Consider the following 12,753-nt stretch of genomic DNA (forward strand, 5'->3'; position numbering starts at 1 on the left):
CACAGGCATGGCAACAGTCAACGACGTCACCCAGCTGAACCGGATCCCCGTATTTTCAATCGCTACGCCCACCACCACAGAGGAAGTCGTCGAGGCGCTGACCCAGACCAATCTGCCGGTGTCGGTGGGCGGCGGCCACTTCAGTATGGGCGGACACACCGCGAGTCCGGGCACCCTGCATCTGGACATGCGCAAGATGAACCGTGTGCTCCGCTTCGAACCGCACACACGGGTGATTCGCGTGCAGGCCGGTATCCGCTGGTGCGACATCCAGCGGTTCATCGATCCGCACGGCCTGTCCGTCAAGATCATGCAGACCTACGCGAACTTCACGGTCGGTGGAGCGCTGTCGGTGAACGCGCACGGACGGTACATGGGATTGGGACCGGTCGTGCTGTCGGTACGGGCGATTACGCTCGTGCTGGCCAACGGCGACGTAGTCAACGCCACCCCCACCGAGAACACCACGTTATTCAACGCGGCGATCGGCGGATATGGCGGCGTAGGCATCATCACTGAAGCCGAACTCGACCTTGTGTCCAACACGCGGGTCGAGCGCAGCGACCGCAAGATGCACACCGCCGATTACAAGGCATGGTTCGATACGAATGTGCGCAGCCATCAAGATGTGATCTTCCATAATTTCGATCTCTATCCGCCGCGCTACACCCGCGGCCGGGCGATCAGCTGGACAGTCACCGATGCGCCGGCCACGTCGGCGCGGCTGCAACCGCTCAGTCGCGGTTTTCTTGCGGCGAAATACTTTCTATGGGCCATCACTGAAACACCGCTTGGCAAATTCCGTCGCGAGTTTCTGTACGACCCGCTGCTGCATTTCGGCAAGAAGGTCCATTGGCGCAATTACGAAGCCGGTTACGACGTAGCCGAACTCGAACCAGTCGGGCGCCGCCGGCGCACGTATGTGCTGCAGGAGTACTTCGTGCCCGTGGACGCCGTCACGCAATTTGCCGAGGCGTTATCGGCGATCCTCTCGCGGCATCGTGTGAACGCGGTCAACATTTCGATCCGTCATGCGCTCGCCGATAACCGCACCGTCATGGCGTGGGCGCGCGGCGAGACTTTTGCCTTCGTGCTCTATTACAAACAGCGCACCCGGGCGAATGCGATAGAACGCGTGGCAGTCTGGACGCGCGAGCTGATCGATGCAGTACTCGCGGTGGGTGGCACGTACTATCTGCCCTACCAGCTGCATGCGACACACGAGCAGTTCCATCGTGCCTATCCGCGGGCGCGCGAAATGTTTGCGCTCAAGGAGAAATTCGATCCGCAGTATCGGCTGCGCGGTGCGCTGTGGGACCGGTACTACGCTCCCGAACGAAGCGTACCGGAAGCGACGTCTTTGCCGGCCGCCGCAACACCTGTTTCTCCACTGGCCGTTGCGGCGAACCAGGCGGACCGCGATGGCACCCTGTTCGAAACGATCTATCGCAGCGAGCGCGAAGCCGATCGTTTCTATGCGTTCCTGCAGAACATTTTCAACGTGCTGCCCGAAGACCGTCTGCATACGTTGATCAAGACGTCGGCAGCCGAACACACTGGCGACGAGCGCATCTATCGCGCGATCCAGGCGGGGCTCAAATCGATCACACCGCGCCTCGCCATGCTCACGCATGCGTTGCCGTCGCTATCGATGCAGAAGGCGGAAATGGGCAGGCAAGCCGCCATGCTGCTAGGCGATGCGCCGTTGCAGGACTATGTCGAGATTGGTACGACGGGACGCTATGTTCGTGCCATGAAGAAGTATCTGCGGCTCAAAGGCAAGGCGACGCTGGTTCATGACGTGCGGCCGGGAATGAGCCCGGTCGATATTGTCGAGCGCGGGCAGATCGGCTCGATCGGCGAGTTCCAGCCTTTGAACGACTACGCGCCCATCGCGTTGCCTGCCAATAGCGCGGACCTGGTGAGCTGCTTTGTCGGCCTGCACCACATGGCGCCGGCGAAGCTCGCGCCGTTTCTCGACTCGATCGCGCGGATCGTCCGCCCCGGTGGCTATTTCGTGGTCCGCGACCACGACGTCACGACGCCGACAATGGATGCATTCGTTTCACTTGCCCATACGGTCTTCAACGCGAGGCTCGGCGAAACGTGGGAAACCAACCGCTCGGAGTTGCGTCATTTCGCCAGCGTGGACGACTGGATCGCGCGCGTCGAAGCGGCAGGTTTTCGCCATACCGGCTTGCGCCTGACTCAGCAAGGCGATCCGTCAGACAACATCCTGATGGCGTTCGTGCGCCTTGGAGAGGCCGCATGATGAGGCAGTTGCGGAACGCGCTTCTCGCCATCGGTGTCGCGCTGACATTCGCTGCGCCGGTTACGCATGCGGAGACGCCCGCGACACCGGGCACCTCATACCAAAGCCCCGTGCCTGCAGCGGATCGCCGCGGCGCTGAGCAGACGCTGCTGACCTTTCCGGAGTGGTATCTCGTGCACAGCCCCGCGGAGTACGCGCGGATCGTGCAATCCGAGCCGTCGCACGACTTTCCGTTTCTGGACCAGATCGGCCAGCTCTGGTCGAGCTACGCGGCCGTCACGCGCGAGCAGATGCACGACAACTATCCGCTCAATCCTGGTTACCACGTGATGATCTGGGTGATCGCATCGAGCACGACCGTGGAATATGCGCTGCGCTCCCTCTACGAAAATACCGTGGGTCGCGCAAGCTGGCTGCTCGGCGGAAAGAAACTGACCGACGAGGACCGCTACGGCGCCCAGGCGGCTCAGGAGTACGTGGACTTTATCCGTCAGGAGCCCTGGTACCTGTTCGACTTCAGCGCGCGGCTGCGCCGCCTGTGGAGCGACGTCCCGATGTGGGGGCCGGGACTTATGCGCAAATGGGAACGCCGCTACGCGTTGACCACCGAATACGCGATTAAAGCTGTGTATGGAAAACTGATCGAGAAGGCAACGCGGGCCACCTACACACCGGCTCTGATGACGACCGATGTTGTTGTGGATCACCTGCCCGATGGATGGTCTGCGCCCGCTCACGTCAGCGTGCTTGCCCGTCTGCCGGACGGTCGGGCGTTGCTTGCGTTACCGCGCTATTTCGACTTCAGGCTTGCGGCGACATCGCTCGCGCAACAAGGTATTCATCTCACCGATATCGCCGGCAACACATCGGAGATTCTGGTCACGGTATGGATGAAAGACGACGCCGCGTTGCCGCACGATAGCGGCCGTATGTTGTTCGAACAATCACTGACGATGCCTGCCCATACCCGGCGCGTCGCGCTGCTGGTGCCGGTTCGCGGCCTATCCGATTTTCTGGCGGCGGCCGGGAAGGACGGCCTGGTTACGGAGCATGTGTACGACTACTGAAGCGGCAGTGGATGTGAAGACAACGGAACAATGGTGAGGCATGGGCGGAACATAAAGTTACTGCATGGCGATGCGAGTTTGAAGCAGTTTGCTGCTATGCCGCCCTTGCGAAGTCGACATCAACTGTCTGATACAGCCGTAAAAAAGCGATTGTCGCATTGTTACCGGACCGCGCTTGTCGGTGATCGGCGGCAGGTGTTAAGGCTTGTTCGACGCCTGCCCTTGTCTGCTGCCGCGTGAGCGCACGATGACGCACAAGCCTTAACATGAACGGCCACTGCTAACGGCGATCATGGTGACCTTCAGGCGTCCGGTGCGCTCTTAAAAGCCGACGCTCACCCTCCAGTTTGACAGCGACTCTTATTCGGTACGTTGCTCGTCATATCGATGCTGTGAACGAAGCACTTGCTCGATATGGTTTTCCGCCCACGATACGAGGGGTTCGATGAGTTCCGACAATGTTTTGCCAAGATCGGTGAGTGAATATTCGACCGTCACAGGAACTGTCGGGAAAGCGTTCCGATTCACCAGCCCATCGCGCTCCAGCTTCTGTAACGTCTGGCTCAATGCCTTTTGCGAAATCCCATCGATCTCACGGCGAAGCTGGTTGAAACGGCGCGGCTCTCGCCGAAGGATTCCGACAATAAGCAAGGACCATTTGTCTGCCAGCCTGTCGAACACCAGGCGCGCCGGGCAGCCCTTCAAATAGACGTTGTATTGGGCGACCACTTCTTTCCCGTAGGCGCGCTCTGACTTGGTATCCATGGTATCGCTCGAGTAACCAGTTACCACAAGGTAACTTCTTGTTGTGTAGGTTTACAAAATATACCATCCGGGTCGTCACGCGCGGATGCGCTCAATCACACGACAGGGAGTTTTCATGGCAAAGACGGTCATCGTTTATTTCTCGGGATACGGCCACACCAAGCGGGCCGCCGAAGCCGCCGCACAGGGCGCAAATGCGGAGCTGATCGAGATCGACGCCGAAGGCAATGTGCCGGAAGCGAGCTGGAACACGCTCACCGAGGCCAAGGCCATTGTCTTCGGCGCCCCGACCTACATGGGCTCGGTGCCGTGGCAATTCAAGAAGTTCGCGGATGCGACGTCGAAGAAGTGGTTCACCCGCGAGTGGCAGGACAAGGTGTTCGGTGGTTTCACGAACAGTGCCAGCCTCAACGGCGACAAGCAGGTCACGCTGATCTACCTGCAAACGCTGGCGTCGCAGCACGGCGGCATCTGGGTCAGTCTGGGTCTGACGCCGTCCAATACGAAAGCTGCTTCTCGCGGTGACGTCAACAACCTGGGTGGCTCGGTTGGCGCGCTCGTGCAGTCTCCCTCGGATGCGGGTGCCGATGAGATTTCGACGGGCGACCTGGAGACGGTCAAGCTCTATGCTGCACGTGTGTCGGAGGTGGCGAAGCGCCTGCACGGTTAAGCAGGTACTCACCCTGTTTATGCTGCGGCACCAATACCGTTCGGCGCACGAAGCGCCATCACGGTGTGGTGATCATTTTCGGCGTTGGCTCCGCTTATCGCTGGTTTGCCGAGCTAACGCCCGACGAATTCGTTTGGAAGGTAGGGTTATGCAGTTGAAAATCTCATTGTCTTCCCTGCTGCTAGCTGCCGTCAGCTCGTTCGCAATCGTTGGAACGGCTGCGGCTCAGCCGACCGACGCCTATGCGGTGTTGGCGGCAGGTGACTCGGAATTTGTAGCGGTTGGAAAATCGTACAACGTGGATTTTGGTGATCAGAAGTTCCGCCTGGATTTCAAGTCGGCCCACCAAATGGTGTTCACATCGCCGGACGGCAAGAACACCGCAACCGTCGACATTACCGTGACGCCTGTCGGCAACGACGTGTACATGATCTATTGGTCTCGTCGCGCCGGTCAGCATGTCGTTCATGTCGATGATTTTCGCAATGGCATTGCCTACACCAATATTTTCCTGCCCGATGGCAGCGTGTCACGCCGCAAGGGAACACTGGTCGAGATCAGGTAACGGTTGACTCAGGCGGCACATCGCGAACCCCGTCGCCTTTACCCAGGCACGGGGTAAAGTTTATGCCGCTCTCCCGACAGTCCTGGCGGCATGCCTTCGTGGCGGCATGTCCGCTTTCGCTGCCAATGCCGACGGTCAAAGGAAAAATTGTCGAATGACGGAAGAGGCTCGGCAAGGAGCATTCAATTTTCTCGGTTCCCCGTTGATAGGCCATCCAGATAGAGATGGATCGTGGTTCCGTGTCGCATAGGTAGCCGCGACCACCGCGCCCGTGCGGTCAGCTCAGCAGTGTTGGGCACGATGTCATCGGGGCTCGATATGGCCAAGCCGCTCCGTCAGCGATTGCGGGCGGCCATCAAACAGCGCCGCGTAGTAGACCGTGTTCGACAACACATTCTTGACGTAGTCGCGGGTTTCGTTGAACGGAATCGTCTCCGCGAAAATCGCGCCTTCAACCGGACGCGGCAGGTTGGCCTGCCATTTACGCGGGCGCCCAGGGCCGGCATTGTAGCCGGCGGTCGCGAGCACGGCAGAACGGTCAAGCTGTTTGTAAATCATCGACAGATAATACGTGCCAAGCAGGATATTCGTGTCGATGTCATTCATTCTCGCCTGCGAGATGGTACCGAGCCCGATCTTCCTCGCGACCATCTCCGCGGTGCCCGGCATCACCTGCATCAGGCCGCCTGCGCCGACCTCCGAGCGCGCATTGATGATGAAGCGCGACTCCTGGCGAATGAGGCCATACGCCCATTCGACAGCGAACCCGGTGGACTGCGCATCGCGCTCGACGACCGTGCGGAACGGCGCCAGGTAGCGCAGCGAAAAATCATGCTCGATCTGCGTCCTGTCGGCGGTGCTCACAGCCCGGTCATAGAGCTCGATGCGGCGTGCGTACTCCGCGACTGCGAGCAGTTGCCGGTCAGTCATGCCGCGCAACTGCCAGTTCCACTCACGGTTGCCTTCCGTGCGCAGGTGCAGTGCATAAAAACGTTTTGCCAGCTCGAAGCCCGGTGTCTGGCCGGCCTTCTCAACTTCCTCGTCGGTCACTTTGGTCTGTGGCGGAATTACGATCTGCTGGCCGAGCGCTTCGGAGGCCAACTGGCCATAGAAGGTGTAGGTTCCCGCGATCCTTCCGAATTCCTGGTCGGCTGCCGCGACCTCGCCGCTCTGCTTCAAGGCGCGCGCGCACCAGTAGACCCATGCGGGTTGCGCGCGCAGCGCGGCCGGCATCTGCTCAATCGACCGGCGCACCATCGTCCAGTCTCCTGCCAGCAGCGCGCTGCGCGTGCGCCACTCATAGGCCTGGCTCGACAGGGGAGCGTTCGCCGATAGCCGGTACCAGTCCACCGCGCCTGACAGCTGCCGGGTCGCGGCCTGATAGGCAATCGTGCCCCAGCCTATGGCGCGTTCCGCCAGGGTAAGCGACGGTGCGATCGCGGTGAAGATGGCCGGGGCCGCTGCCGGATCGCTGGCTGCCACCTGCGTGATGGCGAGCAGCGCGAGTTGATGGGACGCCGCATCCATCTGGACGCCTTTCGCGAGCAGCAGACGCGGCTGGTTCGTCGCCTGATCGAGGAGCAGCGGATCCGGGCGTGCCGTGCCCAGCGCATCGACCAGTCTGCCGCCCGTCCTCGTCGCGCCCTGTTCGTAGGCCTGGCGAATCTGCTGCCAGACATCCTCCGAAGTGAACTGCTTGTTACGGTCGAGCGCGGTGATCAGATCGACGCAGCCGTCGCCGTACCACGTCGGCTCGACGAGCAGCGCGCGCGCCGCGTCGGCCACGTTCTCACCCCGCGCGGCGCGCGACTCGAGCGCATAGCACTTCACCTGCGTGTCGTCGTTCAGGACGAACTGTGAATACTGCGAATCAAAATCGTGCCAGTCGTGGCGCGCCCCCAGCACGCGCAGGTAGTCGTTGCGTAGACGGTCGGCAATCGCCTGTCCGTCGTAGCGTTGCAGAAACGACAGCACCGGTGCGTCCGGCGCGTCGAGATTCGCATGCCCCGCGCCGTTGAACAGACGCGGCTTGATCTGGAAATAGCTGAGATAAGCCGGCGCCGGATAATTCGGGATCAGGCTCGCCAGTTGCGCGGCACGCGCGGGATCGTTGTCGCGGGCGGCGTCATGCAACTTGATGAAAATCTGATCGTCGGCGGAAAACGAGGAAAACCGGGTGGGATGTCCGGCTAGCACCGTGCCAGATATAACGAATGTCGCGGCGGCAAGGGCAAAACCAACCGCGCGAGACACCCGGTGAAGTCGTGTGGACATCGCTGTTTTCTCGTTGTTTCGGTGCAGAAAATTGAGTCCAAGCTTAGGCCGCAATCCGGCGAAGCGAAGCGTCGAAAAACACTGGACTCGGCCCGCAATTCGGCCCTTTGCGAGCCGGATGCCTGGCCCCCCGCGCTTGCGTGTTCGCTCTTTCGTGGCGTAGGCGCGCGTTCAGCGAACGCCCTGTTCTCGCCGGCGTCGCGGGAATGGCAAACTGACGCGCAGTGGTGCGCGGTACAACGAAACCGCGTTGAACGAGTGAAAAAGCGGGCGCCCTATGCAATTGTCCGAACGACACCGCCGTCGACACGCAAGGAAGTACCTGTTGTCGCCGACGCCTGCTCCGAGCAGACATAGACGACCAGGTTTGCGACTTCTTCGGTTGTCGCGAAGCGATTGAGGAGCGTGGTCGGGCGATTCGTTTTCAGGAACTGCTGCTCGGCTTCCTCACGCGTAATGCCTTGCGCATCTGCGTTCGCCTGCGCCCAACCACCCATGATTTCCGAATTCGTCGGACCCGGGAGAACCGAATTGACGGTGACGCCCGTTCCGCCGACCACCTCGGCCAAGCCCCTCGCAATGGCGAGCTGAGCGGTCTTGGTCGTGGCGTAGTCGATCATGTCCTTGGGGATGGCAAGCGCGGACTCACTGCTGATGAAGACGACGCGCCCCCAGCCGCGCTTCGTCATGTTCGGCACATAGTGGCGGGAGGCGCGAATGCCGCTCATGACGTTAAGTTCGAAGAGATCGATCCACTCGCGATCCTCAATTTCGAAGAAGCACTTCCAACGCCCAGTCCCCACATTGTTGACGAGAATGTCCGCATCCGGCGCCTGCGCGAACAACTCCGCCGCGCCTTCCGGGGTCGCAAGATCGGCGATGACGCCGGTAAACTCCGTCTTTGGCAAGAGTTCGCGAAGCTCCCTAAGCGCCGTGGAGACGCGCTTCTCTGTGCGGCCGTTGATCACGACCGCGGCGCCTGCGCGCCCCAGCCCTTCTGCAATGGCTCGGCCGATACCCACCGTCGACCCGGTAACGACGGCCTTGCGGCCAGTGAGATCGATATTCATGACACCAGTCCTTCAACATGTGGAGAAAGCTGGATTGTGGGCGATGTCCGAATCGATGATAATGGCTTAATTTGTCATAATATTAATTCCCTGGAGGAATTAGTATGGATCGATTCAACGAATTAAACGCCTTCATAGCCGTGGCGGAAGCAGGCGGTTTTACCGCCGCCGCGCGTAGAACGGGTGATTCACAGTCGGCAATCAGTAAGGCTATTGGCGCGCTCGAGAGGCGCCTCGGCGTGGTGTTATTTAACCGAAATACGCGCAGCGTGACCCTGACGGATCAGGGGCAGAGATACTACGATCGGGCAAAACCGCTGCTTGACGAGATGGATGACGCCGACAGCGAACTGACCAGCAGCACGCATGATGTCTCAGGTCTGATCAGGATCGCTGCATCAGGTACTTTCGGCCGTCTTCATGTCTTGCCGCTGATCCCCGACCTGTTATCACTCAATCCTGGCCTTCAGGTCGATCTCATTCTCTCGGACTTCGTGCGAGATATGGTGGAGGACGGGATCGATCTGGCGATCCGGGTGGGGCCGGTCAACGATCCCGACGCGATCGCCAGACGCGTGGCCAGCACTCCCCTCGTATGCGTCGGATCCCGTCGCTACTTCGAGCAACACGGAATGCCAAAGACCCCCGCCGAGCTTGTTGATCACAATTGCCTTGTATATAGCGGCTTGACGGAGTCAACGCATTGGCCTTTTGTAGGACCAGAAGGTCGATTTATCGCGTCCGTGCGCGGAAATCTCACGTCCAACAGTATCGAAACGATCCGGGCCGGTGTTCTCGCCGGTGTGGGAATCGGCCTGTTCGCCAAGGTCTCTCTTGCCGACGATCTCCGGCATCCGGACGTCATCACCGTTCTCGACGAATTTATGGGCGACGCCCGCGACATAAGCCTCGTCTGGCCGAGACGCCGGTTTGTACCGGCGCGTGTGCGACGGGTCACCGATTTTTTCGCAGAGGCCATACCGCGGCGCATTTAGATGTTCTTGCGACAGAACCTTCGAGCGGACACGGTTACGGCCTGATATCTGAAAGACGTACTCACCCGGCTGCCGACCCATAAAGCGTCCGACATTGCCGAACTGCTCCCGCACCGTTGGACCCCCAGCGCCACCAAACTGGCAAGACGGGTTCACCGGCGCTTACAATCAGAAGAATGAGTATGCCGATTCTGGAAGAAGCCTTGGCCACGCCCTATATCGGCGACCTCGATGTCGTCTCGCGGGCGGTTGCGCCTCGATTACCGTGCAGCAACAGGAGAACCCGATGATCAAAATCAGTGTCATGTACCCATACGCCGCAGGCGCGCGATTCGATCATACTTACTACCGCGAGAGGCATATGCCAATGATGAAACAGCTGCTCGGCGCCGCATGTCTGTACTACACGGTGGACAAGGGCATCGCTGGCGGTGCTCCGGGCAGTGACCCTGTTTACGTGGCCAAGTGCGACTTCGTCTGCACTTCTGTCGAAGCTTTCCAGGCAGCCCGCGGCCCGCACGCGCAGGAGATCAGGGCCGACATAGCCCATTACACGGATATACAACCCGTGCTGCAAATCAGTGAGGTGGTAGTGGAGCGTTCGGAAGTCTGACCAAGGTTCGGATATCGCGAGGCACCGCATCCGCGTATGGCGTACCCCAGCAACAAGGCGGTGCTCATGCAAGCGCTCCACCACTTCAACGACCTACGTAGTCGCAAGAATTTCTTCGGGCTTTACGCCGACCATGCGGTCATGCGCCCCTCACTGCTCCTCGCACCTGGCGTCGAGGCTATCAAGGAGCGGTACAGATTGCTATGGAGCGCATTCGCGGACTGCCACCTGGAACTCGGCAATGTTGTCGCGAAAGGCTCGTTCGTTGTGAATAACTTCAGGCTGAGCCTTCGATGAACGCTGTCGCCTTGGAGCCAGCCACCTTTGCGGCCTCGATCTCCTTCTCGGTGCCCTTCTCGTTGGCACAAGCCGCTTCAGTGGCTAAACGTTAAATTTCCCATCTCAACTGTGAAGTGTCGGGCCGCATTATATTTTTGATGGCAGACCCGACACGAGGTAATTCCTATTCCTTCAAGATGCCCATGGAGGCAGCCGGTCAACCTGCGACGCTAACGTACGGATCCCACCAGTAATATCCAAAAAGCTCCTGCTTTTGTCCGCCGACTAACGTGTAGAGTCCGAAGCAGATGCCGAAGCCTTCCCTACCGCTTCGCGCTACTCTCGAGTCTAGACTTGGGAAAATCTCCGGCTTCTGAATCGCCGGCAGACCATTGTGATCCGGCGACTCGGGATTGGGTTGCGCTGCCCCGTTCCTCTGAAGGGCGTTGTAGTTGAAGGGATAGTTGAATACGATATCGCCCGCAAAGTGCTGGATGCCGTACACGAGCACCGCATCATCGGAGTTGTCATAAATCGACGTACCGGTGAACGACACGAGGTCGCCAGGGTACGCCATGAACTCCAGATCGCCCGTCCCCTGTCCTTTCACGGGCCCTCGCGCGCCAGTGCAAAGCATGAACTGGCCAGAGTGGTTGATGCCGGTCGGCGCTCTCCAATCCTTGCTCGGATTCTTGGTTATTCCCTTGACATATTCCGTGTCGACTACCACCAGCAGGTTAATCTGCTGGCTGGTTGCTACCAGAGTAACTTCGGATGTCATAACTGGTCTCCATCTCTTGGGTTGCATGGTTTTCATGCCTGACGACACGCTGTCAACGTGTCCATATCAATATCTCAGGATTGCAAATCAAATACACCTATCCAAGATGATAGGGTTTCGCTCTTTTAAATCCGATGCGCATATAACCGACATTTAAATTTTCGTAAATGCAGGTTTAAATGGATTTGCAAAAGATGCGTGCCTCATGCCCGGGAATTTGATTGCAGGCTGGATTGCGTAAAGCTGTTGAAAATTACGCTATGCAAACCGAGTAAGTTATTCGATTTGCAATACGTTTGCGAGCAGTCTGCGTAAATCGTTCGCACGCCGACGCCTTGGCGATGTAGGCGAATTTCTCGATCGACGCGTTACTGCTCCATTTCGGATCTAGTACGCACCACACTGCCTTCAGCTTATAACGGTGCTTGATTTCTAAACTAGTACGTGCGGACGTTAATGTTGATGGGGCCACCGGAAAAGCGGCACTGACCGGGAATTGCCGGGCAGCCATTCATCGTCAACTTATGTGGTGTCGCGCGCAGGTCATCGGAGAACCATCGGAACCCAAACAGGGGCCGCTGGCGATGAGTTTGATCGCAACCCGAGAACTCGACATGTGGGGCGATAACCCAGACTTGATGGCCTTGATCAGCCACATACAGCGTGCCGTTGAGTAAGTTGAGTGGCTGCTTGCGGCGAGTCTGAAGGGCCGTTCCGGATCGCGCACACCCGACCACCTTCGCCGGCGGGTGGCGGCTCGGTACGCGAATCGCATGAGGCACTGACCGGCCATCCGGAGCGGCTGTCCAGTCGATCTCTCAAGTTGCACGTCCGACTGCCGTAGAAACAATGTCAACGCTCGATGGTCGGGAATGGATTGAACATGCATCTTCCGCGTCTTTTATTGCTCCCATTTCGCACATTCGAGAGTGGGATGATCGGTTCCGGCATCCTCATTTCGTTCTGGTATGCGGTCGTACTTCTCCTAATAGGAGCGCTGGTTTACGAAATTATTAACTACATGGGTGTGGCGCCTCGAGTTGGCGAGGCCAATGTGACGAGGCGTCTTGTTCCCGCACATTGGGAGTGGCAAAGTCGGGGGCGCGCCATCATGCGGGTCTACGTCGAGGACTATGAAGTCCTTGACCTGGTCATCGACGGCCAGAAGATCGTGCACCGGCCAATTCCGTGGATTATGGAACGAGCGAAGAGCGGTACCACTTTGCCTGTCGAGTATGCGACGGGCCGGCTGAATGGCAAGATAAAGGTCAGGAAATTTATGTACGTGTGAGCGCGAAATTGGCCGTTCAGGCGAATCGAGTGGCCGATTCGGAGAGGCCATGGCCGAACGCGTCGGGCAGCAGTCGGCCAACAGGAGACACTCGACTCAGTCTTGAGGATC

Annotated in this window: 12 protein-coding genes and 1 pseudogene; 9 read left to right on the forward strand and 4 right to left on the reverse strand. The window is 59.1% G+C overall.

The genetic code is table 11. The features are described 5' to 3' along the window. The first annotated feature begins 7 nt into the window (after positions 1-7). Complete coding sequence (locus DSC91_RS10650) at positions 8-2,272, forward strand: FAD-binding protein (RefSeq protein WP_115778090.1); 2,265 nt, start codon at positions 8-10, stop codon at positions 2,270-2,272. Beyond that, positions 2,269-3,339, forward strand: a complete 1,071-nt coding sequence (locus DSC91_RS10655; protein WP_229758180.1) for a hypothetical protein — start codon at positions 2,269-2,271, stop codon at positions 3,337-3,339. Before DSC91_RS10650 ends, DSC91_RS10655 begins: the two co-directional genes overlap by 4 nt. Before the next feature lie 360 nt (positions 3,340-3,699). Here DSC91_RS10655 and DSC91_RS10660 read toward each other — a convergent pair whose 3' ends face one another. Further along, on the reverse strand, positions 3,700-4,104 hold the full coding sequence (locus tag DSC91_RS10660; protein WP_115778091.1) for a winged helix-turn-helix transcriptional regulator: 405 nt from the start codon (positions 4,102-4,104) through the stop codon (positions 3,700-3,702). A gap of 115 nt (positions 4,105-4,219) precedes the next feature. Here DSC91_RS10660 and DSC91_RS10665 point away from each other — a divergent pair, with 115 nt between their 5' ends. Both DSC91_RS10665 and DSC91_RS10670 read left to right on the forward strand, forming a co-directional pair. After that, positions 4,220-4,774: a flavodoxin family protein gene (locus DSC91_RS10665; RefSeq protein WP_115778092.1), complete on the forward strand. Its 555-nt coding sequence runs from the start codon at positions 4,220-4,222 to the stop codon at positions 4,772-4,774. 148 nt (positions 4,775-4,922) lie between these two features. Continuing rightward, on the forward strand, positions 4,923-5,339 hold the full coding sequence (locus tag DSC91_RS10670) for a MoaF-related domain-containing protein (protein ID WP_208645716.1): 417 nt from the start codon (positions 4,923-4,925) through the stop codon (positions 5,337-5,339). A gap of 303 nt (positions 5,340-5,642) precedes the next feature. Here DSC91_RS10670 and DSC91_RS10675 read toward each other — a convergent pair whose 3' ends face one another. Next, positions 5,643-7,613 carry a lytic transglycosylase domain-containing protein gene (locus DSC91_RS10675; protein ID WP_115778093.1) on the reverse strand — a complete coding sequence of 657 codons (1,971 nt, stop codon included), beginning with the start codon at positions 7,611-7,613 and terminating at the stop codon, positions 5,643-5,645. 275 nt (positions 7,614-7,888) lie between these two features. After that, positions 7,889-8,683 carry an SDR family NAD(P)-dependent oxidoreductase gene (locus DSC91_RS10680; protein ID WP_115778094.1) on the reverse strand — a complete coding sequence of 265 codons (795 nt, stop codon included), beginning with the start codon at positions 8,681-8,683 and terminating at the stop codon, positions 7,889-7,891. Between the two features lie 104 nt (positions 8,684-8,787). On the opposite strand from DSC91_RS10680, the gene DSC91_RS10685 reads away from it, so the two are divergent. The 4 genes and pseudogenes from DSC91_RS10685 to DSC91_RS10700 all read left to right on the forward strand — a co-directional run bounded on the left by DSC91_RS10685 (position 8,788) and on the right by DSC91_RS10700 (position 10,588). Next, positions 8,788-9,678 carry a LysR family transcriptional regulator gene (locus tag DSC91_RS10685; protein ID WP_115778095.1) on the forward strand — a complete coding sequence of 297 codons (891 nt, stop codon included), beginning with the start codon at positions 8,788-8,790 and terminating at the stop codon, positions 9,676-9,678. A gap of 45 nt (positions 9,679-9,723) precedes the next feature. Continuing rightward, positions 9,724-9,858 (forward strand): annotated as a pseudogene (locus DSC91_RS10690) (transposase domain-containing protein); the annotation flags it as partial. A 106-nt stretch (positions 9,859-9,964) separates the two neighbouring features. Beyond that, on the forward strand, positions 9,965-10,291 hold the full coding sequence (locus tag DSC91_RS10695) for an EthD family reductase (RefSeq protein ID WP_115778096.1): 327 nt from the start codon (positions 9,965-9,967) through the stop codon (positions 10,289-10,291). A 66-nt stretch (positions 10,292-10,357) separates the two neighbouring features. Next, positions 10,358-10,588, forward strand: a complete 231-nt coding sequence (locus DSC91_RS10700; RefSeq protein WP_162831365.1) for a hypothetical protein — start codon at positions 10,358-10,360, stop codon at positions 10,586-10,588. A 199-nt stretch (positions 10,589-10,787) separates the two neighbouring features. On the opposite strand, the gene DSC91_RS10705 is transcribed toward DSC91_RS10700, so the two are convergent. Further along, positions 10,788-11,351, reverse strand: a complete 564-nt coding sequence (locus tag DSC91_RS10705; protein ID WP_115778098.1) for an inclusion body family protein — start codon at positions 11,349-11,351, stop codon at positions 10,788-10,790. Positions 11,352-12,285: 934 nt separating this feature from the next. Here DSC91_RS10705 and DSC91_RS10710 point away from each other — a divergent pair. Then, positions 12,286-12,642, forward strand: coding sequence for a hypothetical protein (locus DSC91_RS10710; protein WP_115778099.1), 357 nt, complete (start codon positions 12,286-12,288; stop codon positions 12,640-12,642). Positions 12,643-12,753: the final 111 nt, after the last annotated feature.

Source organism: Paraburkholderia caffeinilytica, assembly GCF_003368325.1.
Taxonomy (GTDB): Bacteria; Pseudomonadota; Gammaproteobacteria; order Burkholderiales; family Burkholderiaceae; genus Paraburkholderia; species Paraburkholderia caffeinilytica.